19 protein-coding genes and 3 tRNA genes are annotated in these 23,674 nt (G+C 46.6%); 9 read left to right on the top strand and 13 right to left on the bottom strand.

Annotated features, from left to right (window positions below; all coding sequences use genetic code 11):
- Positions 1 to 16 precede the first annotated feature (16 nt).
- Positions 17 to 3,718, bottom strand: coding sequence for a M14 family metallopeptidase (locus SPD80_RS03800; protein WP_320828549.1), 3,702 nt, complete (start codon positions 3,716 to 3,718; stop codon positions 17 to 19).
- Between the two features lie 195 nt (positions 3,719 to 3,913).
- Between SPD80_RS03800 and SPD80_RS03795 the strand changes: the two genes are divergently transcribed.
- Positions 3,914 to 4,570 (top strand): GNAT family N-acetyltransferase, encoded by a 657-nt coding sequence (locus SPD80_RS03795; protein WP_320828548.1) that lies wholly within the window; start codon positions 3,914 to 3,916, stop codon positions 4,568 to 4,570.
- Between the two features lie 226 nt (positions 4,571 to 4,796).
- Here SPD80_RS03795 and SPD80_RS03790 read toward each other — a convergent pair whose 3' ends face one another.
- The 3 genes from SPD80_RS03790 to SPD80_RS03780 all read right to left on the bottom strand — a co-directional run bounded on the left by SPD80_RS03790 (position 4,797) and on the right by SPD80_RS03780 (position 8,719).
- Complete coding sequence (locus SPD80_RS03790; protein ID WP_320828546.1) at positions 4,797 to 5,999, bottom strand: agmatine deiminase family protein; 1,203 nt, start codon at positions 5,997 to 5,999, stop codon at positions 4,797 to 4,799.
- Between the two features lie 84 nt (positions 6,000 to 6,083).
- A complete protein-coding gene (gene ptcA, locus SPD80_RS03785; protein ID WP_320828545.1) occupies positions 6,084 to 7,163 on the bottom strand; it encodes a putrescine carbamoyltransferase in 1,080 nt (359 codons plus the stop codon).
- A 125-nt stretch (positions 7,164 to 7,288) separates the two neighbouring features.
- The gene (locus SPD80_RS03780; RefSeq protein WP_320828544.1) at positions 7,289 to 8,719 is read right to left on the bottom strand and encodes an APC family permease; all 1,431 of its coding nucleotides are present in this window, start codon (positions 8,717 to 8,719) and stop codon (positions 7,289 to 7,291) included.
- 236 nt (positions 8,720 to 8,955) lie between these two features.
- On the opposite strand from SPD80_RS03780, the gene SPD80_RS03775 reads away from it, so the two are divergent.
- Entirely contained in the window at positions 8,956 to 9,939 is a 984-nt protein-coding gene (locus SPD80_RS03775; protein WP_320606025.1) for a helix-turn-helix transcriptional regulator, read from the top strand.
- An 87-nt stretch (positions 9,940 to 10,026) separates the two neighbouring features.
- Here SPD80_RS03775 and purH read toward each other — a convergent pair whose 3' ends face one another.
- The 3 genes from purH to SPD80_RS03760 form a co-directional block, all read right to left on the bottom strand.
- Entirely contained in the window at positions 10,027 to 11,637 is a 1,611-nt protein-coding gene (gene purH / locus SPD80_RS03770; RefSeq protein ID WP_320828542.1) for a bifunctional phosphoribosylaminoimidazolecarboxamide formyltransferase/IMP cyclohydrolase, read from the bottom strand.
- Between the two features lie 155 nt (positions 11,638 to 11,792).
- Complete coding sequence (gene arcC, locus SPD80_RS03765; protein ID WP_320606023.1) at positions 11,793 to 12,752, bottom strand: carbamate kinase; 960 nt, start codon at positions 12,750 to 12,752, stop codon at positions 11,793 to 11,795.
- Between the two features lie 290 nt (positions 12,753 to 13,042).
- Positions 13,043 to 15,061: a DUF2207 domain-containing protein gene (locus tag SPD80_RS03760; protein WP_320828541.1), complete on the bottom strand. Its 2,019-nt coding sequence runs from the start codon at positions 15,059 to 15,061 to the stop codon at positions 13,043 to 13,045.
- A 105-nt stretch (positions 15,062 to 15,166) separates the two neighbouring features.
- On the opposite strand from SPD80_RS03760, the gene gluQRS reads away from it, so the two are divergent.
- A complete protein-coding gene (gene gluQRS, locus SPD80_RS03755) occupies positions 15,167 to 16,153 on the top strand; it encodes a tRNA glutamyl-Q(34) synthetase GluQRS (protein ID WP_320828540.1) in 987 nt (328 codons plus the stop codon).
- 53 nt (positions 16,154 to 16,206) lie between these two features.
- A tRNA-Ser gene (locus SPD80_RS03750) sits at positions 16,207 to 16,297 on the top strand.
- Between the two features lie 174 nt (positions 16,298 to 16,471).
- Here the strand turns inward: SPD80_RS03750 and SPD80_RS03745 are convergent.
- Positions 16,472 to 17,218 carry a DUF1835 domain-containing protein gene (locus tag SPD80_RS03745; protein ID WP_320828539.1) on the bottom strand — a complete coding sequence of 249 codons (747 nt, stop codon included), beginning with the start codon at positions 17,216 to 17,218 and terminating at the stop codon, positions 16,472 to 16,474.
- A 175-nt stretch (positions 17,219 to 17,393) separates the two neighbouring features.
- Here SPD80_RS03745 and SPD80_RS03740 point away from each other — a divergent pair, with 175 nt between their 5' ends.
- Positions 17,394 to 18,047, top strand: coding sequence for a DUF1648 domain-containing protein (locus tag SPD80_RS03740; RefSeq protein WP_320828537.1), 654 nt, complete (start codon positions 17,394 to 17,396; stop codon positions 18,045 to 18,047).
- Positions 18,048 to 18,094: 47 nt separating this feature from the next.
- On the opposite strand, the gene SPD80_RS03735 is transcribed toward SPD80_RS03740, so the two are convergent.
- Entirely contained in the window at positions 18,095 to 18,943 is an 849-nt protein-coding gene (locus SPD80_RS03735; RefSeq protein WP_320828536.1) for a MerR family transcriptional regulator, read from the bottom strand.
- A gap of 246 nt (positions 18,944 to 19,189) precedes the next feature.
- On the opposite strand from SPD80_RS03735, the gene SPD80_RS03730 reads away from it, so the two are divergent.
- Positions 19,190 to 19,266: transfer RNA gene (locus SPD80_RS03730), tRNA-Arg, on the top strand.
- A 114-nt stretch (positions 19,267 to 19,380) separates the two neighbouring features.
- Here SPD80_RS03730 and SPD80_RS03725 read toward each other — a convergent pair.
- Together SPD80_RS03725 and serS are read right to left on the bottom strand one after the other, a co-directional pair.
- On the bottom strand, positions 19,381 to 19,695 hold the full coding sequence (locus SPD80_RS03725; RefSeq protein ID WP_320828535.1) for a hypothetical protein: 315 nt from the start codon (positions 19,693 to 19,695) through the stop codon (positions 19,381 to 19,383).
- Positions 19,696 to 19,897: 202 nt separating this feature from the next.
- The gene (gene serS / locus SPD80_RS03720) at positions 19,898 to 21,184 is read right to left on the bottom strand and encodes a serine--tRNA ligase (RefSeq protein ID WP_320828534.1); all 1,287 of its coding nucleotides are present in this window, start codon (positions 21,182 to 21,184) and stop codon (positions 19,898 to 19,900) included.
- Between the two features lie 106 nt (positions 21,185 to 21,290).
- On the opposite strand from serS, the gene SPD80_RS03715 reads away from it, so the two are divergent.
- Positions 21,291 to 21,515: a DUF6724 family protein gene (locus SPD80_RS03715; protein ID WP_320604526.1), complete on the top strand. Its 225-nt coding sequence runs from the start codon at positions 21,291 to 21,293 to the stop codon at positions 21,513 to 21,515.
- 168 nt (positions 21,516 to 21,683) lie between these two features.
- Here the strand turns inward: SPD80_RS03715 and SPD80_RS03710 are convergent, their stop codons facing one another.
- The gene (locus tag SPD80_RS03710; protein ID WP_320604528.1) at positions 21,684 to 22,778 is read right to left on the bottom strand and encodes a glycerol dehydrogenase; all 1,095 of its coding nucleotides are present in this window, start codon (positions 22,776 to 22,778) and stop codon (positions 21,684 to 21,686) included.
- Positions 22,779 to 22,943: 165 nt separating this feature from the next.
- On the opposite strand from SPD80_RS03710, the gene relB reads away from it, so the two are divergent.
- The gene (gene relB, locus SPD80_RS03705) at positions 22,944 to 23,168 is read left to right on the top strand and encodes a type II toxin-antitoxin system RelB family antitoxin (protein ID WP_320828532.1); all 225 of its coding nucleotides are present in this window, start codon (positions 22,944 to 22,946) and stop codon (positions 23,166 to 23,168) included.
- Positions 23,165 to 23,428, top strand: a complete 264-nt coding sequence (locus SPD80_RS03700) for a type II toxin-antitoxin system RelE/ParE family toxin (RefSeq protein WP_320828531.1) — start codon at positions 23,165 to 23,167, stop codon at positions 23,426 to 23,428. Before relB ends, SPD80_RS03700 begins: the two co-directional genes overlap by 4 nt.
- A 101-nt stretch (positions 23,429 to 23,529) precedes the next feature.
- Here SPD80_RS03700 and SPD80_RS03695 read toward each other — a convergent pair.
- A tRNA-Leu gene (locus SPD80_RS03695) sits at positions 23,530 to 23,616 on the bottom strand.
- Positions 23,617 to 23,674: the final 58 nt, after the last annotated feature.

Below are 23,674 nucleotides of genomic sequence, written 5' to 3'. Positions count from 1 at the left end.
ACTTAGTCACCGTGGCTTATTTCTTTCCGCCCTTTTTCTTGAAGTAATAGGCAGCTCCACCAGCTACAGCCGCACCAACCAAAATGAAAGGTACTGCTGCAGTTGCATAATCACCCGTCTTGGGAAGCAGCTTGCCAAAGGGATTGTGCGTGCCAGGTTTTTTGGTGCCAGGCTTATTATCGTCTGCATGAGGCTTGTTGTTATTGTTGTTAGGATTGTTGGGATTGTTGGGATCTGCTGCCTTAACAACGGTGAACTTGCCACTTACCTGACCATCATTAGAAACAATAGTGATGGAGTGCACGCCCAAAGCAAGGGTCTTGGTAAAGTCCCCGCTTAGGGTAATCTCGGTAGAACCATCAGCTGCGGTATAGAACTTAGGATCTACAATCTCATTATCTACCTGTACTTCTTTAAACTTGTTAAAGGGAGCATCAGAAGCAAACAATGCGGTATCGCCCTGCTTAACCTCAGGGGTTTCCTTAATCATCTTGTAGGCAGGAGTGGGGTTGTCAATCACAAAGTCCTCGCCCGTAAGCTTGGAATACAGAGCTGCAGTGAGGTAGCGATAGTCATCCTGCTGGTGAGCCTTGTTTACCAAGGTATTAGCAAAGACGGCTACGTTTACACCATTTTGCTGATAATCAATAGCCTGAATAGAGCCCTTATACTTCTGGATAGCCTCCTTGGTCATAAAGGCCTCGAGAGGTTCATCCTGAGTGGTCTTGATAAGAACTTTTCCGCCAGTAGGAACATCGGTGATGTAACCACCACCGTACCCATACATCTTGAAGTCACCTTCATTTGCATAGGTATCAGTAATGATGTCCTTCTCGGGGAACTCAACCTTACTCAAAGCGTCAAAGCCCCACCAGTCATTATCAGGCACGCCTGCAAACCCGGGCATAAGATTGCTTTCCTTAAGGAAGCCCATGGCATCTGCGGTGTACGCAATATAAGGAGTACCAGCCTTAATCTTGGCCACTACTTCATCTGCGTTAACGGGATACTGGGAGCCAACAATAACATTAGCCTCATCCAGGTTGGTAGTGAGCTCAAAGCCCATCTGAGTCTGAAGGGCAAAAATATCCCAACCACGCTCGGTGTTAAGGCGATTCTTGTATCCCTTCATACCGACCTCGTTACCGTCTGCGTCGGTCACAAAGTCGGAATTTCCAACAGGAACGTATACCTTAATGTTGTTAGCAAGTTTCTTGGCCTTAGGCATGTCTTGTGTGTTAACCACATCTAAGGTCCACTTGTCCTGAACTGCCGTCAGGTCAGACGCTGCTACAACATAGCTGCCCGCATGGTCGCCTTCAGTAATAAGGCCAACGCCCTTACCATCTTTGAGCAGGGCATTTACTGCGTTAATAGCATCAAGACCATTATTCTTAATAATGGAGATAGCACCCTGACCCTCAGACACAGTAGCGGTCTTAGGAGCCTCAGTTATTTGCTCCATGGACTCTGCTGCAAAAGCACCAACCTTGCGAATGGTGTCCATGTCAAAGCCACGGAACTCAGCGAAGTTAGTAACAGGCTCAGAATACAGCGTGTACTGTGCCCAATCAGAAATGACGAGGTTGGGATAGAGAACGCAGTTAGCCATATTACGCTTTGCCTGGCGCATGTTAACAATAACCGTTCCAGCAGCATAGGTTTTATCGCCAACGGTAACTTCCTTGGTAAGTTGATCAATCTTTACGCCATTGTGCAAAAGCAAGGCAATAGTTTTGCTTGCAGCTGCACGGTCCTGCTGGTTTTTGGCATCCATAGGAATGACGTAATACTCAGGGAAGAAATTGTGGTTCTCATTGTTTTGAGGACGGAAGAGGTCTGCCTCAGCACCAGCAACATCATACTGATCTACATAGTAGGGACGAATAGCGTCTGCGTCGATATTCTCGATACCACGACGGAAGCGCTCAAGCTGATTGATGAACATGCGATCTTTGTTGGCGGCGATAAAGTCTGCATTACCAATAAAGCCGTACTCAAGCGCATACACGGCATCTACGTTTGCCGAGGGAGCCTCAACGGTATATGCATTGGTACCGTGCATCATAGCGTACTGAGGGGTATAGCTCGTAGACATATCATCAAAGGGCTCTGCCCAATACTTAGAGCCATCACTTTGCTTCTTCAGATAGTCGCGCATGGGCATCTGTACGGAATTGATGGTCTCATTGTTAGAGATAGAAGCAGCCATAAAGGCTTCACCTTGAGCGAGTGCCGTGTCAATAAACAGGTCATACTCGTTGTTGGGATCATGCGTAGGAGAGCATGGCTCTACCTGATACTGCTCATAGTAGCCATGAACCTCATGCAAAGACAGGGGGTTCCACTGAGACAAGAAACCAGACATTGCCTGAGTCTCGGGCTGTGTCTGATAGGTGTTGTCACGGTTGAGGTCAAATGCATTGGCATTGGTACGTACATTTACCTCGCGAGCATCTGCATTCTCGGAAGGAATGAGTACAAAGAACATGTCATCCAGCAGCTTAGAGGGATCAAAGGTCTTGGTCTCTCTGTTGTAGTACTTATCAAGCTGCTCCTCAGAAAGGTCTGCAGAAGCAACACTGCCACCGCCACCATCACCGCGCAGGTAACCAACGCCAGTAACCTTATCTTTAATAAGATCAGACCAAACCTTGCCATCTGCTGACATCTCGGTAGCAAGCTCTTGCTTACCAGCATCGGTAAGGCTAGTTATGGTTTTGTACTCAAGAGGTTTGCCCGTAGAAAGGTCACGCATAAATTGCATGACTGCATCTACAGCTACAATCTCATCCGCATGAACGTTGCTGTATACAACAGGTACCTTATACTTAAGCGTACCTGCCTTTACCTCTTCCTGAACCTTTGCAGGCTCAGATTCCATGCGCTTTTTAAGTGCCTGGTAATTGTCTAAATCAGCCTTAGATTTAGCAACAAAGACAGCTTGAATAGGACGCCCTTGCACCGTCTTACCCAGCTCACGAATCTCTGCATACATACCATTGGCGTTGGCCTGTGCCACTAGCTCAGGCAGCTCTTTATAAATCTCTTCCTGAGTGCGGTACTCGTCATAAGGACGAACATCAACGTCAGTGCTGTACAGCTCAGTTCCATCCACTGAGCATGCAAGCTTGAAGGTGCCTGTATAGTCATACATGGCAGAACGCACCGTAGCACGGGCGCGTACGTCAATACCATCAAGACCAAAGAGCAGCTTGTTGTTAAAGGTAAGAACGATGCTGGGCGTACCATCAACTTCCTCTGCCCTCATAGTGATGTCACTAAACATAGGCTGAGAAGCAATCTTGGGGCTTCCGCTTACCTTAACAGCAACGGTCTTCCACTCATCCAGCTTGCCACCCATATACTGCTTGGGGTAGATTTCTGGATCCATAATGCCCTTGTCGCGGGACAGAGTCCACGTAACCTTACCGGCATCAATTTGCTGCTGGAGCTCCTCTACACTAGCAGCCTTTGTAGGTACGGTTGCCTTATAGGAACGCTCCTCCGTCATGGAGATGCCCACCTTTTGTCCGGCAACTGCCTTTGCGTCAGTACGTTCGAACTTCCCGACTGTCTGGGCCTGAGCAACCGTTGCAATGAGCAAAGCACGCTGATTCACAAAATTTGCCAGCGGGGGAGCTGCTACAGTTCCAAGACCTAAACTGAGGACGAGAGCTGCAACAACAGCCTTCTTCCTGTTGTGTTGGGATGCCATGTACTCACCTTCTTTCTTCGCTTCCTTTACGAAAAAACAAAAACGCATACGTATAAAACTTATCGAAACTCCGTGAAGAATATAATGCGCAATCTATCCCGTTCGGCAACCGACCGGTTATGATGGGTGAGTGGTTGAGGTATACCAACAAAACATGCCAAAGACCGTATGGCATAAGGTCGCAAAGGAGCACATATGGGCGAGAAAATCAATGACTTAGGCATTACGTACTGCCTGTTTACAGAGGATGACTTCACAGACGTTGCCACTTTGTACACCCACATTTGGACTAATAACGTGGAGCTTCCCGACGATAAGCTTCTGTGTGGTTCTCTTAGTTTGGCAGGATCGCTTTTGCGCTCTCCCCTTGCTTATGTTGCCGAGAAAGACGGTGTAGTGGTAGGTGTTTGCCTTGGCGGTTTGAGTCCCCATGGCAAGCAAACCATCGTGGAAAGTTGGCGCCCGCGCCTTGAGGAACTTATTGAACGTGGTAACAAGCGTGTAGAGGAGACGGGCAACAGCACCCTTGAAGGGGCGTTATTTGGTGATTTACGTGAGCACAAACTAGCCGATGATTTTATCGTCAATAATCCTGACAACCCCTATGCACAAGCAGAGCTCAATTTGCTTATGCTTGAACCTGCTTTGCACGGCAAAGGTATTGGGGGCAAACTGGTGGATGGCATGGTAAGACTCTTTAAAGAAGCTGGTGCTGCTGGCTTTTTCCTTACCACCGATAGCGCTTCTAACTGGTGCTTTTATGAACACCGTGGTATGCAGCGCATTCAAGAAAACCCGGACCCAAACGATCCGGGCTGGGCAAGCTATCTGTATGGAGCTCTCTTAGCGTAAGTATCCGTACGTATCTGTACGTATCCACACGCACCCGTACATATCCGCACTTTAAACAGCACGTAAAAAGGGTCCAACGCATAAGAAAACCTCCCATTTCTCGTGCATGAACTGCCTAAGAAATGGGAGGCTATTTATTTGTGCGAAGGGCCCTTACCATAGCAAGGTATGCTAGCTGTGTTATATGGTCAGGCCACCATGTAAGCACTGGGCTTAAGTGTTGGGTTTAAGCACTGGGCTCCTGCTGCGTAATGCAGTGGATATTACCGCCGCCGTATACGACCTGCTCAGACTGTACACCTACTACCTTATACTCACCCTCACCCCAGGTCTCATCGTAAATCTTTTGGAGGGTCTCAAGAGCAAGCGCGTCATTCTCATCACCATACTGAGGCGTGATAACGCCCTTATTGGTTACGAGGTAGTTCATGTAAGAAGCAATGAGTGGCTCATCGGGAACGCGAGGCTCTGCGTTCTCATCAATATCAATAGAATCGCAAGCCTCCTGAGTCATGAACAGTGGGTTAACGGGCATGGGAAGCTTGTATACCTTAAGCTTACGACCCTTGGCATCGGTTGCATTAGAAAGAGTCTCATATGCTGCATGGCACTGGCTATAGAAAGGATAGTCGGGATCGTCGGTCCAAATAACTGCAACAACACCAGGCGCAACGAAGGTGGCAACGTCGTCAATGTGGCCGTTAGTCTCTTCGGGATCAATGCCTTCCTTAACCCAGATGACCTTCTCGACACCCAGATACTGCTTGAGGTGCTCGGTCATATATTCACGAAGCTCCTCGCTCCAAGGTTGATACTTAAGAGCAAAGGTAGGCCAAATGCCTGCCTCGGGCTCGTCTACACGTACTGCAGAAGCAGTGCGACCGGGAGACAACAAGCACTGATCAGTAACGATAACGGTGCCCTCGCCATCAACGGTAATGGAGCCTCCCTCCAAAATCATGTCATCGGGACGATAACGACGCACTCCAGAGAACTCAGCCATCTTCAGAGCAATTTGCTCATCCTTATCCCAAGGGAAATACAGACCATCAACCATGCCGCCATAAGCGTTAAAGTGCCAGTGGTTAGCGCGCTTCTCGCCTTTGCCGTTGATGACGTAGGTTGCACCAGTATCACGGAACCATGCATCATCGGTGGTCATCTCAAGAACAGTTACGTTCTCGTCATTCTCGAACACGGCCTTGCAGTTTGCATAGTCAACCTGATTGACACACATAACAACAGGGGTGAACTCTGCAATTGCACGAGCTACATTCGCATACTGCTCTTGAGCAGGCTTAGCGCCGTTTGCCCATGTATCGGTACGATGAGGCCAGCCCATCCAAACGCGATCTTGAGGAGCAAATTCTGCAGGCATGAAGAAGCCATCAGCCTTAGGCGTGGACTCAGATTCTGTAATAGTACGCATGTGGAACCTCCTTGGTTGTTTGATTCCAAAAACATGCCGGAAGCCTTGTGCCTCCGGCATCTGGTAGACAGTGCGCGGCAAGCGTTATGCTTGGAGCTCGTTGATTTTATCGAGAGCAGCATGAAGCTCTGCCTTAGCGGAGTACTCGACATCCTCGTCATTAAGCGGGGTGCGCTTGCCCAGCGTGGCGAGAAGAGCGCGGATGGAGTGCTTGCGGTTTTCTGCCTCATCCCAGCACAAGGAGCGCGCAGGGTCATCCATAACCTCATCGGTTACTTCCTCATTGCGAGTAGCGGGCAAGCAGTGCATGAACTTGGAGTGAGGACCAGCAAAGTTCATCATGTCCATGGTTACCTGATATTTGGGGTAAAAGACGTCCATGTAATTCTCGCCAGACTCCTCCTCATCATACAGGCCATACCATACGTCAGTGTAGATAAAGTCTGCGCCCTTGATGCACTCAATGTCGTCAGAGATAACAATGGTGCCGCCAGACTCCTTGCAGTTTTTCTCGCCAATCTCCATGAGCTGGCGGCCAAACGCCGCACGCTCCTCCTTGGTGCCCACGTGCAAACCACCGTCGCACACCTGGTGACCCTGAGGCCCAAACTGCACGAAGTGCATACCAATCTTGGAAGCAATAAACATCAAGGAAACGCAGACCTGGGTTGCATCACCAATGAATGCCAAGGTGCAGTCCTGGATAGACTTGCCCTCGGGAAGATTCTCGAGCATGGTCAGAAGATCGCCCATCTCCTGAGTTGGATGGTTGAACTCAGACATGCCGTTAATTACGGGAACCGCTGAGCCCTCCGCAAGGCCTGCCACATCCTTGTGACGATTTACGCGAGCCATCATGATGTCGAGCAAAGAACCCATAACGCGAGCGGTATCGCCCAGGGATTCATGGCCACCAAGCTGAATGGTGCCAGGGCCATAAAACTGTGCATGGCCACCGAGGTCGGTCATGGCTGTCTCAAAAGAAAGGCGGGTGCGCGTAGATACCTGCTGGAAAATCATGCCAAGCGATTGGTTGCGCAGCAGGTGAGGATAGTAGCCGTCAACTTTGATGGCCTTCTTCATTGCAATAGCAAGATCCTCAATAGCAAGAATCTGCTCTTTAGTGAAGTCATTTGTGTCGATAAAATCTTTGGGCATAGTCATGAGATACTCTCCTTTACTTTGATGCCTTTTTTCTTTTTTGGAGCTGTCTATCCATTATTAAAATTAATAATGGATAGACAGCGGCTAAACCATTACATCGGACAGGAACACTGAGAAGAAGTTGCTCACTCCTCGGTATTTTCAGTAGGTTGAGCAGCCTCATCAGCAAGACGCTGAGCAGCGAGCTCGGGCGTTAAACCCTGGTATGCAACCTTACGACCACGAGCAGACCACACGCGTACTACCTCGCCAAGCGCAATGAACACCAGCGTGCCAATAAGGAAGCTCCAGTCTCCTTCAAAGACGGGGAATACAATGGTGGCAATGATGCACAGCACCAGCTCAATCGCAGGAACAGCCAAAGCTATCATCTGCATAGCGCCCGTAAAGGGGAACTTAAAAACGCGCTCGCGGTTGGGATCGACCTTACGCAATTTAAGGAATGCGGGGAACATAGGAATGTAGCTAATAAGCAAAAATACTACGTTCATCGAGAAAAGCATCCAGAAGATATTATTAGCGATGGTCTCATTGGGGATAAGCTGCAGGCACAAGGCCAAAGAAGCCACAACACCATCTACGATAGCGGCGCCATTGGGCATCTCGGTCTTTGCACTTTCGCGAGCAAACACCTGAGGCATGTTGCCATGCTTAGCAGCATAATCGGCAACAAAGTTAACGCCAAAGGACCAAGAGGCCATATTGGCAAACAGGGTAAGCAAGAATGCAATAGCAATGATGCCAAAGATAGGCGAATTGCCTACCATAGTTTGAACGGCAACAATCATGCCAAAGTCTGGATCGATTGCATCGGCAGAAATAGCTGCACCAATACCAAAAGATGCAAATAGATAAATGGCCGCAATAGCAAGACCGCCAAGAATAATTGCCTTGGGGATGTCCTTCTCGGGATGCTCCATATCAGAAGCGAAGGTGCAAACAACCTCAAAACCCATAAAATTAAACAGGATGATGGACAGGTTAGTAAGCGCAGAACTATCAAAGCTGGGAAGCAGCGTCTGGGCAGACATGTCGGAAGCAAAGCCGTTTTGGGTGGCGTACCAAATACCAAGCGCGCCAACAGCAACCGCGATAGCCACCTTAATAACTGCGCCGCCATTAAGAATCCACTCAGAGTCAGACACTTTCGAGAAGGACATGACAACAACTACCCAAACAAATGCCAATTCAATGGCCATTTTGGCAATCAAAGAAAACTCAATGCCAAATACCATCCCAAGAATATCGGGGAACAAGGTTGCGCAGGAAGCAATCCACAAAGGATAGTTAATCCAGTAATACCAGGCTACGCGAGAACCCCACTTATCGCCAAATGCTTCACGAATCCAATCGTACAGACCACCATCGGAGTCGTAGGTAGTACCAAGCTCAGCAACAACCATACCGTAAGGAAGCAAAAAGGTGATGATAAGAAAGACCCACCAGAAAAACTGTGCATTGCCAATGGCTGCTGCGGGTGCTGCAGCTTCCGCTACAAACACAACGCAAATAACGGAAAGAATTACGCTTATAAAGCTGAACTTTTTCTTCTCCATTGTGCAACCTCCTTTCAAAAGGGTTCAAAAGGGCTCGCCCCATAGTTACCATGCGCTTATTTGTGCGCACACTTTCATCTATAACGATGGAACTCACAGGCTTTTGCGTCCAGGTCATTTGAGTTTATGAATGCTGACGGTTTTTAAACCTCGATAAACTATTGCTACCGGCTCGGTATACGTAAGCTAGACTTAACAATAATTGGGGGGTTTATAGGAGTAGAGAGAAGATTGACATGAGTTTATTCTTCTTTGTGTATACAATTGCGTTACTTTTTATCTGCATTGCAACGGCCAGTATTTGCGGGGCGGCTTGGGCGGTCTCCCACCGAAACCGCTATATCCCACAAGCCTTGTTTTTTATTTTTTACTTTGCGGAACTTGCCAGCATCTTTGGCTCAGAGTGGATGGTGCAAAATATCTCTAGCATCAATCCTTCTAATTACTACAGCATTGACTTCCCTGCATTTCGCATTCTTATTGGCGCAGCAATACTATCGTGCTTCTGGTATGTTGTCCTCGATATTGTTGATGTGCACCATCTGCGTGCGGTATTCATTCCCGCTCTTGTCTTTATTATTATGTGCACGCTTATTGTTGCAACCATGCCTTACGGCGCCCTAAGACAGTGGCTGTTTTACACCATGCGACAAATCTCACTCATAGCATGCCTGGTGTATGCACGATACCGCTACCATAAGAGCAATGATGAGATTATGCAGCAGCGCATTACCAAGCGCACTCATATGATGATTATTCTAAGCATCTTGATTGTAGGCATCCTTATTGAGGACACCTTTGTAATTCTTGACCTGCCTATTCCTGGACCAGACAGTATTTTTGCAGCATTATTCCTCTCGTCACGTAATTTTTCCGAGAATATCATGATGCTGTACCTTGCTTATACCGTCGTGCGCCCCGCCTTCGAAATCATAAGCTTGCACTTTAATGAGCCTCCCGAGGCAAAAACAGATGAAGGCGAAGCCAATCGCCTTACCGGCCACATTGAAGACCGTCTTCCTGCTTATGCAGCTGCCCATGGCTTATCAAAACGCGAACGAGAGATTCTCGGCCTCACCATGCAAGGAAAAAGTAACCGAGAAATTGCCAATGAGCTTATTTTGGCCGAAGGCACTATTAAAACGCACTTGCACAACATCATGAAGAAATGTGGACAAGCCAACCGAGAAGCTCTGCGTAAGGATTTTTGGGCCAGCTAGTTCAAAAGCGGTTACGTACAAGCAAGCGCATACAGCAAACCCTACCACCCATGCAGAGCCTCTGCATGATATATACCAAGCGCGTCTTTAGTGGCGGAAATGGCGAGTACCCGTAAAGACCATGGCAATGCCATACTCATTACAGGCTGCAATAGACTCATCGTCGCGCACGCTGCCACCAGGTTGAATGATAGCCGTCACACCATGTTTTGCCAGCACATCTACATTGTCGCGGAAGGGGAAGAACGCATCGGAAGCCGCCACTAAGCCCGTTGCCTCAACACCCATACGCTCACACGCTTTCTGAGCACGCTCACAAGCCAACAAAGCAGCATCAACGCGATTGGGTTGGCCAGGCCCCATACCAAGCCCCGCTTTATCCTTGGCGACCAAAATTGCATTGGATTTTACGGTCTTGCACACTTTCCAAGCAAATATAAGGTCATCCATTTCTGCCTTTGTAGGTTGGCGCTTAGTAGGAACCGTAAAGCTTGCTACGTCTTCATCTACGTGATCAATATCTTGCACCAACAAGCCACCATCTACGGTACGAATCTCATGGCCAATGGTGCGGTCTACCCCACCAGTTGCTAATACGCGCATATTGGTGCGCTTAGACAAGCGCTCAAGCGCCTCGGGTGTATAGCTTGGGGCAATCATTACCTCAACGAACTGCTTATTACTATCTGCAAAGTGCTCTACTAATGACAGGGGCACTTCTCGATTTACTGCAATAATGCCCCCAAAAGCAGACACGGGGTCGCACGCAAACGCGCGGTCATACGCAGTGGTCACATCTTTTGCCGTTGCAGAACCACAGGGATTTTGATGCTTAAGAATAATAACAGCAGGATCATCAAACTCACGAACAGCACCCCATGCTGCATCAGTATCTAACAGATTGTTATAAGACAAAGGCTTGCCTTGGATTTGTTGTGCACGGGCTAACGAATGCTCGGGAGCCTGAGGATCTACGTAAAATGCAGCAGCCTGACGGGGGTTCTCGCCATACCGTAAATCCTGCTCCTTAGCGGCAGTAATGAGCAGTTGCTCGGGAAACTCAGACGCAACTTCTTCAGAGGTTTTTGGAGTGGTGGCAAGCTGAGCGGCAAGCCAAGTAGAAATAGCCGTATCATACGCAGCTGTGGTAGCGTATGCCTTAAGCGCAAGCGCACGACGGGTATTGAGCGTTGTAACACCCGCATGAGCACGCATCTCTGCCAAAATGCTGTCATAATCTGCAGGGCTACTTACAACCGTTACGGATTCATTATTTTTTGCTGCAGAACGCAGCATGGAAGGGCCACCAATATCAATGTGCTCAATTGCATCTGCAAAGCTTACATCGGGTTTGGCAACAGTTTTCTCGAATTCATACAGGTTAACGCAGACTAAATCAATCATGCCAATGTCATGAGCTACGGCGTCTGCCACATGTTGTGCATTAGCGCGGCGACACAACAAACCACCATGAACCTTAGGATGCAGCGTCTTGACGCGCCCATCCATCATCTCAGGAAATCCCGTGTATTGCTCGATGGGTGTAACAGCCACACCAGCCTCTGCCAGCAAGCGTGCGGTACCTCCTGTGGAAATCACCTCGACCCCAAACTCGTTTTCCAGCGCTTTTACAAACTCAACAACGCCGGTTTTATCAGTTACCGAAACGAGCGCTCTCTTAATGGGCATGTCTGCCATGGGGCCTCCCTTAGGTCACAGTTTACCTAGTAGTAGTGTAACGTGGACGAGAAAAGCGATGCAGCTTATATAGGTAAATTCACAGCTATGAAACGCAAAGAGGTCCGCCAAAATCGACGAACCTCTTGGTAAAACCTGCTTTATGCAAGCATATTTTAGGCGTGAATGCGAGTGCCGGAAAGACCAGCCATAGCCTCGGCTGCCTTGTCCAAAGAACCAATGATGCAGGTACGGCCAGGACGGCTCTCTGCAAACTTAACTGCAGCGCGAACCTTAGGCTCCATAGAGCCCTTACCAAACTGACCCTGCTCGAGGTACTGACGTGCCTCCTCAGTGGTGATGTCCTCAAGATCCTTCTGATCAGGCTTACCAAAGTTAATGGCAACGTGATCAACAGCAGTAAGAAGAACCAGGGTATCTGCGGAGCAATCCTCAGCCAGAAGCTCGCCACCCATGTCCTTATCGATAACTGCAGCCTGACCCTTATAGGCGCCCTTATCGCTGTAGTCACGAACTACAGGAATGCCGCCGCCACCGCAAGCGATTACGATGAACTCATTGTCCAAAAGGTTAAGGATGGACTCGTTCTCTACAATCTTCTTAGGCTCAGGAGAAGCAACTACGCGACGATAGCCACGGCCAGAGTCCTCTACAAAGATCATGTCAGGATGAGCTGCCATCTCTGCGTCTGCCTGCTCCTTGGTAAGGAATGCACCAATGGGCTTGGTGGGGTTCTGGAATGCAGGATCGTCAGGGTCTACCTCAATCTGCGTTACAACAGAAGCAACGTGCCAACGCTTGTAAGACTTGTGCATAGCTGCACCAATTGCCTGCTGCAGGTGATAGCCAATGTAGCCCTGGCTCATAGCACCGCACTCAGGAAGATCCATGGTGGGGATGGACTCATCAGTCTGGTTTGCGTAGGTAAATGCCTTCTGGATCATGCCAACCTGAGGGCCATTGCCGTGGGTAATAATGATCTCATTGCCCTGCTCAATAACCTTAAGCAGGATAGGAGCAGCGTTGCGAACGCGCTCAATTTGCTCTTCAGGGGTGTTGCCAAGAGCGTTGCCACCAAGGGCGATGACGACGCGGCTTGCGCCAGACTTAGCCATTGTGTCTCCTCTAGATCGACGGATTGTCCATTCGCACTGCACGAATGGGCGCGAAACAAAACGCGCTATCAACACAGAATAATAGCGCGTAGCTACTGTAAAACAATTCGATATATTTTGCACGCCTGTGAACGGTATTACCCTCAAAAACATAAGGGGATACCAGCTTTTGTAAACCGGCCATCCCCTTATTACCTATCGTGCATAAAACTGTAAAAATGACGATATTTATAACATATTTACCGAGAAAACCCTTTATGGGCGAACGGTAGTGACTTCACTAAAAGTGCTTAAAATGCACCTCCGCCGCCACCGCCGCCGAAGCCTCCTCCGCCTCCGCCGGAAAAGCCACCGCCACCGCCACCAAAGTCACCGTCACCAGACGAGTCTAATGATGAGGCAATAGCGCTTGCCATAGCACCACTTGTAATACTGTGATCCAGACTTGAAAGCGGCGGATCATCCCAACCATAGCTGTTTAACCAGATAAACGTTGGAATGGTATCCACGTCATCCACATAGCGCGGTAGCGCAACTCTAATTTGCTCGAGTACCTTCTTGGAAACGCCAAGAGCTACCGCAATAACAAGAAGCTTGCTCCACAAAACAACATCATTAGGCACGGCCTCGTCAAGGCGCGTAAAGTCACTAAACCACCGCTTAAGAGCCTGTAGTTTTGCATTCAGCTCCACGCCCTCAGCAGACAGGCTTCTCATCTTATGTGCTTGGAAGCCAATCCATGCAACCGTACCAATTACTAATACAGCATAGAGGGGCCACAACCATGCAAATGAACCAAGCAGATTGCCCCAATCCGAGAAAATAAAGGGAAGCGCCGCAATCATAAGAATGAAAGAGACCACAAGAACAAGAATGCCCAGAAGAATCATGAGCCATACCCTATTGCTATGGGTATCATCAAAATAGCCTTTGGCATAGGCTGTTGTCTCTGCCTTGGCACTCCATGAGTTTATCCATTCCGTATAATTCTCGGAATCTTCCTTTGCTACCTCTTCTAGGGCACTCATAAGAAGTGTTTTTTGCGCGCCGTCATTACTATGCTGCGCTGCTTGAGCAACCTTTTTAAATAAGAACTTATACGTTGCGCGATCGATAGGATCTGACAAATCATCGTAGTCTTTAAGTGCCGTAAGCGCCCAAGAAGAACCACCGTATTCTCCCTCGATTTTATCGATACGCAAAGCCTTTTTAGCACTTAACTGCATAATTGCTGTAGTGAGGAACTTGCTTTTAACGTTTCCGCTGTTTTGGAAAATGGAATACACCACTGGGTTATCACTCGAGGGAACATCACGGAAATAAGAACCCTTAAACAGAGGATCATGCAAGCGGCGATACCGTGCATAGGTTGCATGTGCAAAGAACCCCATCAAGACACATACCAAAGGAACACCCACAACAAAAATTGGTGTGAGCACATTTGCAAAATGGCGCGTAGTTGCTTCACGCTGACGCTGTTGCTCACGAAGCCGCTGACGCTCTTGATTAGCTTTGTTGGCCCAAGCCGTCTCTTCAGCAATAATGCTATCCAATTTAGCCTCTGAAGAAGCGGTAACACCGCTCACCCAGCTTGTTGGAAAAGTAATACGAGACTCAGCAAATTCAGAAGAACCAACCGTATCTACCTTAAAAACAACGCCCTTTTTATCCTCTGATTGGGTAACGGTACCAGTAAGAGCACCATGCCCCCAAGCACGAACATTATCTTTTGGAATAACGGTTTGACCTTCTGGAACTGGTAGGTGGATGGTACAAGTTACCTTATTTGAAGGAACATCCCAGCCATCAGAAACAAACTTCCAGTACAGCTCTGCACAATCCGACCAAGCGGAAACTGCGTTATTGATGCGATAACTAATGAGATACGACTGTTTTTCATCTCGGACCTGATAAAAAATCTTAACGCGCTTGACGCCATTCTCGCTAAGAACTTGGAAGGTTTGGTTGTCTTCAGAATCGTTTTGCTCAAACTGAGTGGATGGGGTTAACGAGCCCTGCTGAGCAAGTCCTGCTTTGATGTCTGTAACTGTAATGGCACGTCCCTTATATGTTCCCTCAGGAATCTTCCAGTACACACCATTAAATTTGCCATCAAAGTCAAAGGTGCGATTCTCCACTACGTCCATAGAACCGTCAGGATTGACCGTAGCATTAATGTTTACTTGATCAATCCTATAATCTTTTGCAAGTGCCTGGCTTGGCAATCCAAACAAAACCGCTGGTATTGTCAACAAACAGCACAGCGCTAGAGCAAACGATGCCCGCACAAAACTAAAGTGCTTTTTCATGAAGCTCCCGTCTCATAGAGCGAACGGTGTTTTATTACTACTCTAACTGTATACGATATTGCCTGCAGTTTCATCTAACTTGCTGAGTGAGCTACTATACTTTGCATGCAGTTCCAGACATTTACATATCCCAACAACACAGCCGTAGTTGGCCGCTTTGCGCCCTCGCCTTCTGGCCGCATGCATCTAGGAAATGTGTTTTCCATGCTTATGGCTTGGTTAGGCGCAAAAAGCGCTGGCGGAAACATTATCTTACGCATTGAAGACATTGACCCTCGAGCTGCCAGCAAACAACACGCCCGCACCCTGATGGAAGATCTGATGTGGCTTGGCCTTACTTGGGATGAGGGCCCTTATTTCCAAAGCGACCGTATTAAGATATATGACCAAGCTATTGCCGCACTTACCGCTGCAGGCTACACCTACCCCTGTTTTTGTACGCGAGCAGAGCTCCATACAGGATCTGCCCCTCATGCATGCGATGGAACGTATATCTATCCAGGCACATGCCGCACGCTATCACTGATACAGCGTAAGCAAAAAGCTGTCGATAAAACCCCATCAATCCGCCTGCGCGTACCAAGCAATACTGACAAATCTGCGGTATACAGCTTTACTGACCTGCTACAAGGCAAGTATCGACAAAACCTTGCCACTGAATGTGGTGACTTTATTATCAAGCGTGGAGATGGAGTATACGCCTATCAACTTGCCGTTGTTCTTGATGATGCACTCATGGGTGTTAACCAAATTGTGCGCGGTAATGACTTATTGAGCTCGGTTCCTAGGCAGTTATATTTGCAGGAGTTGCTCGGTGCACCACACCCCCAGTATGCTCACATTCCTCTGTTGATTGCTCCGGATGGGCATCGTCTTTCTAAGCGTAATAAAGACCTTGACCTTGGTGCTCTAAAAGCACGTGGCGTGACACCACAGCAGATTATTGGGTTTCTTGCTCACTTGGCAGGATTGGTTCCACGAGGAACTGCGGTTACGCCAAATGAATTGCTTCCTAACTTTAGCTGGCATGCGCTTCCAGATTGTTGTCAAGACATTGTCGTAACGTCTGAAGTTTTTGATACAAACTCATAGTTGCCCTAACAAAAATTGGTATAGTAGGGTATTATTCGTATGCACCACTATTTGGAGAGCTGACCGAGAGGCTGAAGGTGCTCGCCTGCTAAGCGAGTATAGGACTCAATCCTATCTGGGGTTCGAATCCCCAGCTCTCCGCCAGAACATTATGAGCGTCTACTAGCGTTTTTGCTGGTAGACGCTTTGTTTTAACTTACTGAAAAATATCTAATCTGGCATAACGTGCCATAAGACTGCATAGAATCTCACTAAATTAGCCAATTATTAATCAATGCCTGCTTTAAAATTAGGCTTATAGACTCTTACAGGCTTGACTTATATCAAACCCTTTTCCAGAAGGTTTGTAATACGAAAAAGATAGAAGTCTGGATTAAGCATGCCACCTGTCTTTGTAGACAGGTGCTCCGAAAGACTAAGCGCAAGGTTTTGTAGAACATACTGTCTTTCTTCTCTCTTGGCTTCTCTACCAGTCGATTTACAAGCCATAAGCGCAGAATGCTTTTTGCAAAAGGCAATGATTTCTTCATCGAGCACGTTTTCATTACAGCTTGTTGGAATGCCTTGTACCATAATGCGAAAAGACGCATTTTCTCTTACGAGCTCTTGCCACTGCTGTGCACAGATTTTTTGTTCTAAATCAAAGACCGCGTCGATAAGCTCGGTTAAAAACGTGGTATTAACATGCTTGTCATCAAGCCATAGTATTGATGGAGTAACGAGCTCTATGCCTTTGATGCCCTGTAGCTTTGTCTGTGAATCTGCCAGAGAACTTATATATAACAAACCAAGCTTTGCATAAGGATAGGGAAGCATCCATATTCTTAGTGCTTCTGCCTGTGCTATGGCGTTAAGAAAAGCTTCGTACTGCGTCTCAAAATCTTGATTGATGCTATATCCTCGCTGCTTTAATTCTGACATTCTCTTTTTAGGAGCCATAGTGTTAATAGCACCAAAACATACATCATCTGGGAAAACCACTATTTCTCCTAGTGGGTAGCCTTCTCGTGCAGCAAGTTTAAGCGTGCTTTCACTTGTGCTATCAAAACAAACATCTACGAGCATATCTATCCTTTATTAGAGAGATACTGCAGGCTCACTGGAAACTAGTAGGCTTGAGAAAAGCTGTATCGTTAGCAGCATCTAAAGCACTTACATTATAAGATTATTGAGTAAGTATATATATAGATATACTAGAGTTATAAAACTATTGGTTTAGCAAGCTCGAAAGCAAGATCCCATGAAGCTTCGTAATCGTATTCTTCTCGTAATGCTATTTGTCTTGGTAGCCGCACTCCCGCTCTGTGTCCTACTATACTTCTGGCCGCACATTCCCGATACGATTCCAGCTCATTGGTCTGCTAATGCTATTGTTAATCGCTGGGGATCAAAATACGAGATGTTTTCCCTGCCGGGACTATCACTTATATTTTGTCTTGTTTTTCTTGCACAATTAAAAAATTTTTTACAACAAGAGCAAACGATTGTTTCTGACTTTCGAAATACATTCTCTTCGATATATTTCTCGGGGATTGCTGTTTTTATATGCTGCTTGGCAATTACTGCCGTATGGATTCATCTTGTATTAGCTGGAAGTGATAACGATTCTTCCAGACTATTATCAAGTCTTTATATACTTCCTGGTTTGATAATTTTTATTGCATCTTTCTTACCAACTCAACATCTTATAGGTCTACCATTTAGGAAACCCTTGTCTCAAAACCAAATGCGTGCATGTAGACTTGTTACTGCTATTGTTGGAATAGTAGAGGCGGTTGTTTGTGGTTTTATACTACAAGGTTATATGGCTACCTACGTAATGATTGGCCTGTTTATATTCCTAGTTGTAGTAAACACAGCCATAGCTTACGGAAAACCAAAGAAACACGTATAGGTTAAAAGATGCTGTTTTTGGCACTTTGTACCATGACATGAGTACTTTTAGTTGCTCATCTTTACGTAGGTGTCATTTGCTTTAATCAACTGTTGATAATAAGCATCATAACTCTTGCTAAACGCTCTTATAAGCGGTATCGCTACTTCGTAGTAGTTATTCTCTGTCATATAGTTTTGTAATTTATCCTGAACCTGTTTGAACAGACTATTCTGATACTCTTCACTCTGTTTGTACGCTTCATATTGTGAAATGCTATCTTTGTTTTCTTCTAACCATAGCTCCATGTTAGCAATAGCATTAATTTTATTTTTATGAAACTCCTTTATGCCTGCCCTGTCAAAAAAGGAACTGCTTTTATCAATATACTCTTGCTCTTCTTTGGTTACTTTAAAAGGAGGTAATGCATCTAAGAAGCGTATGTATTGTGCATATGCTTCTTCTCCATTCTTCCTAATGGGCTCATCTAAAAATGGCTGGTACGCTAGAAAGAACAGTTGCCCAAAGAACCCAGGAAACGCACTTTGTAATTTTTCGTAAATAGTTTCTTCTTTTTCTAGCTGCTGAAGCTTCTCATGTATCTTTTTCTGGTCTTCACCTTTTACGATAAGCTCAAGAATCGCACTCTTCTTTTCTTCAATATCTAGTTGGTATTGCTTTTTTCTAAGCATTGAAGCAAGTGCAGCGCTACCACAACGTAACACTTCTTTAATTTCAGGTACGCTCATTCCAATTTTTCGTAATATAGAAACATGAGCTAAAAGCTCACAGTCGTTGTTGCTATAGTCCTTGTAACCATTGTCCAGTTTTTGAGGTTTGATAATGCCTTTTTCCTCATAGTATTCAATAGCTTTTCTTGTTAAACCAGTTTTGCTCTGCACTTCACTTCGTAACATGAAATACCAGCCTTTCGCCACGTCGAAACTTCGCTGATTTAAAGGATGCCATTGTCCCTAATGGGCAGGTCAATATGAAATTGCATCTTTGTTTCTCTTTATATGAAATGCACGGTATACCTTACTTCGCATGTTATGAACAAGGGATTAACTTTTTATTTACCTAGCACTACCTAATATTCAAAAAATTTGAATTCTTGCTTGACACCCCCTAGGGCTGGTGGCAATATAGTTAAGCACACGGACGCGGCGTTACCTCAGCTGGATAGAGGGCCTGACTACGAATCAGGACGTCACAGGTTCGAATCCTGTACGCCGCACCAGTTGTATTTTTAAGCCAGGGTTACCCCTGGCTTTTTATTACTTTTTGAATCCCCCCTTGCTGCGTTCTATCCTTCCGATATAGCCCCATCTGACGCCCTTAACAGCTAGGGATCTTAAGGTCTGAAGTGAGTAACTCCATCCGCTTGGGCAGTATATGTATACGTAATACGTTTACAATCCAACAGGTCCATTAAATCAGCCAGATAGTACTCTGTATCTCGTAATTTATTAAATACCACCTCAGTAATATCATCCTGCACATTGCCAAGCACTGCAGCAACTAAGGGAACTTTGTCTTTTTTGATAGTAATGCCATGCTCATACTGCTTAGATTCATATATGTCCATAACGTTTGGTCCAAAAAGCTCTTCTTTAATCTCTAAATCTCCAGCTTTATTTACCGACACACTTTCTAACTTTTGGTCCATGCTCAACCCCCGTGCTCTTATGTTTTATTATCTACAGTATAGCAATTTCAGAACATATGTTCTAGTCTTTCTCTTTAATTTGCTCCGCCGCTCATATGCAAAACACCGCATTCCTTCTTGTTTAAAAAAATCCTCTTCACCGCATATGCAGCAAAGAGGATATAAACAGCCAGGAAAAATCTGTGCTAATGAAAACTACAATTTATGCCTCAGGCAGGATTTTCTCGATACCACCCATATACGGACGAAGAACCTCGGGGATGGTAATGGAACCATCGGCGTTTTGGTAGTTCTCCATAATAGCAGCCATACAGCGACCAACAGCAAGACCAGAGCCATTAAGGGTGTGAACTAAACGGGTGCCCTTAAACTCAGAGGGATCCTTATAGCGAATATTAGCGCGGCGCGCCTGGAAATCCCAACAGTTAGAGCAAGAAGAAATCTCCTTGTATGCGTTGTAGCTAGGCAACCATACCTCGATGTCATAACACTTGCGTGCCGAGAAACCAATGTCGCCCGTGCATAAAGTAACAACATGATACGGAAGACCCAGAGCCTGAAGGAGAGCCTCTGCCTCAGCCACCATAGACTCAAGCTGATTCATGGAATCTTCTGGCTTGGCAAACTTGACCATCTCTACCTTGTCAAACTGGTGAACGCGAATGATACCGCGGGTATCGCGCCCAGCAGAGCCTGCCTCTTCACGGAAGCAGGGCGTAAAAGCGGTATACATCAAAGGCAGCTGACTAGCATCCAAAATCTCATCACGGTGGATATTGGTAAGCTGTACCTCTGCCGTAGGAATCAAGTACAGATTAGGTTCTACATGGTACAAGTCTTCATCAAACTTAGGAAGTTGACCAGTGCCAAACAAAGAATCATGATTGGTAATAACGGGAGTCCACCACTCTTTAAAACCTGCCTTTACGTGCATGTCAATAAAGAAGTTGATAAGAGCTCGCTCCATACGAGCGCCCATACCACCCAACAAATAAAAACGAGTACCCGCCAACTTTACGCCACGATCAAAATCAATCATGCCCGTAGAAGGGCCCAAATCCCAATGTGCTTGAGGCTCAAAATCAAACTCGCGAGGAGTTCCCCAGCTGCGAACCTCAGGATTATCAGAGTCATCCTTACCATAAGGAACTGTTTCGTCAGGGATATTGGGAATGGCGGCCACTAAAGCAAACAACTCGTCTTCTACAACACCGCGCTTCTCGTCAAGTTGAGCAATGCGATCTTTGTTGGCAGAAACCTGAGACTTTGCTGCCTCAGCCTCATCTTTTTTGCCCTCGCGCATAAGCTGGCCGATTTGCTTAGAAATGGCATTGCGCTCGGCCTGCAGCTGCTCTACTTCTGCAATAGTTGCACGACGTTGCTCGTCCAACTCAAAAAAACGCTCACGGTCCCAGTGTGCATTTTGCCTAGACTCGCAGGCTTTATCTACAGCATCAGGGTTTTCTCGTACAAACTTAATGTCGAGCATCAACAAGCCTCTCTCGCTCAAAATCAGTGAATCATAGATGGTTAAAGTATATACTTGTATGTCATCTTACAAAGCGAGGCTTCCAAAGCATCGAAAGGCATTCCATATGGCTTCCATTGGCGACATTTTAAATTGGCTCTTTCATACGCGTCCCGGCGTAGCATGTCTGCTTAGTGTTGGTGTTGTTATTTTTGCAATTGTGGCATACGTTTCCGAGATACGCGGTCGCAAACGCTATTACAACCATGAGCGCAAAGAGGGCGATACAAGCTGGGGTATCTTTGATGACCTCTCTTCTGATGAAGAAGCTACCGAGAAACCCCATGCCTAAGAAGCTCAGCACCTAGGCGCTCTGCCCTTTGCCAATATAAACCCACTGCTCATGCACAGTTCTACCATTTGTAAAAAGGTGCCAGTCTTTAGGCTGGCACCTCTCTTATGACACTGTTTTGTACACTTGTTTGCGCTTACTTGCATGACGCTTTAAGCAGCTCTGGATCTACTCTTCTGCCAATGCTGCACGACCGTAAGCATCTGCAGCCAACATAGCAGCAGCAACCTTCTCGGGAGTAACAGTGAAAGGCATGTTGCCCAGTGTGTCATTCTCGGCACAGGCAAGCTGAGCAACCTCAAGCACGCGCTCGTAAGAAGCGTCCGAGACGCCAAGCTGGGCAAACGTCACTGGCAAGCCAACCTCAACACAGAAGTCTAGCACCTCATACAGCTCATCTGCGTTCTCTAGAACAAGCTGCACCAACGTACCAAAGGCAACCTTCTCGCCATGGTACATGGAGTGTGTCTCTGGCATAGCGGTCAGACCATTGTGGATTGCATGTGCACCGGCAAGACCAGCGGACTCAAAGCCAAGACCAGAAAGAAGCGTGTTGGCCTCGATGATTTTCTCGACAGACTCGGTGCAAGCACCAGCCTCAAGGGCAAGCTTGGCCTTTACGCCCTCATCCATAAGCGTGTTGTAGCAAAGCTCTGCCAGAGCGTTTGCTGCCTGAGTGGACGTACCACCTGCACAGGTACCAGCTTCGGAGCGCGTGCAAGCACGGCCCTCAAAATAGGTTGCAAGGGCGTCACCCATACCAGCAACAGAAAGACGAACGGGGCTCTTGGAAATAACCTCGGTATCCATAAGAACTAAGTTCGGGTTGGACTTAAAGAACTGATACTCCTTAAACTGGCCTTCGGGTGTATAGATAACCGAAAGAGCAGAGCAAGGGGCGTCGGTTGCCGCAATGGTGGGAACAATAACCACAGGGGCATCAACGTTGCTTGCAACAGCCTTGGCAGTATCAAAAATCTTGCCACCACCAACACCAACTACAACATCCGTGCCATTTGCCTGATATACAGCTACCAAGCGGTCAATTTCATCCTGAGAACACTCTCCATTAAAGTTGTCATAGGTAAAAGAAAGGTTTGCGGCTCCAAAGCTGGCTTCCAAGGTTTGACCAAAGCGCTTGATGCCACCGGCAGAAATGATTACCAAAGCATGCTTGCCGTAAGCAGATACATATTCACCCAGTGCCTTAAGCTCACCAGGACCCTGAACATACTTGCTTGGACTAATAAAAATACGTGCCATAAAAACCCTCCTTGTTATAGATATGTGCCCACGCACAATTCTGTTGTACATTATACCATTTGCTTTCGTTCGAAAGTTTATAAGACGGGTTCTTGGTACGACGTTGAGATTGACAAAAAATATCAACCGTAATACATTTGTAATACGAACGAATGGGAGAAGACTATGTCTACAATTAGCTTAAGAGTCCCCGATAATGAGCTTGCTATCTTTAAGGCCTATGCAAAACACAATAACAGCAGCCTGTCTGAAATAATCCGAACAACAATGCTTGCACATATTGAGAATGAGTATGATCTTAAGGTGTTTGAAGACTATGAAGCTCAAAAAGCTTCTGGAACGCTCAAAACACGCCCTGTAAGTGCACTTTGGGACGAACTTAAGCTATGAGGTACGCAGTAAGCACTACTGCTAGATTTGATAAAGCATTCAAAAAGCTCGATAGACAAACACAAAAGATACTCAAAGCATGGATTGATAAAAATCTTGTGGGCTGTGAAAATCCACGGGCTCATGGCAAAGGGCTAACTGCCAACAGAAGTGATCAATGGCGTTATCGAGTAGGAGATTATCGGATTTTAGCAGACATACAGGACAATCAACTTATATTAGTTCTTATTGATGTAGGACACAGGAGCAGGATCTATTAAAAGCATTTGGTTTACGCTTATTTCCTGCGATAATTCCCGCGATTACCCGCTGAGCACCCGTAATAAAAAACCTCCGGTTGCCCAGAGGTCTTCGTAACATATGGTGCGGGCGAAAGGACTTGAACCTTCACGAGATTGCTCCCATACGCACCTGAAGCGTACGCGTCTGCCAATTCCGCCACGCCCGCATGCAGAGGTGATTTTACACCGAAGTTTTGCCACATAGCAACCTATAAGGGTAAAATA

It is taken from the genome of Atopobium sp. (genome assembly GCF_034113385.1).
Classification (GTDB): domain Bacteria; phylum Actinomycetota; class Coriobacteriia; order Coriobacteriales; family Atopobiaceae; genus Atopobium.
This window is presented reverse-complemented; position numbering and strand designations above follow the sequence as displayed.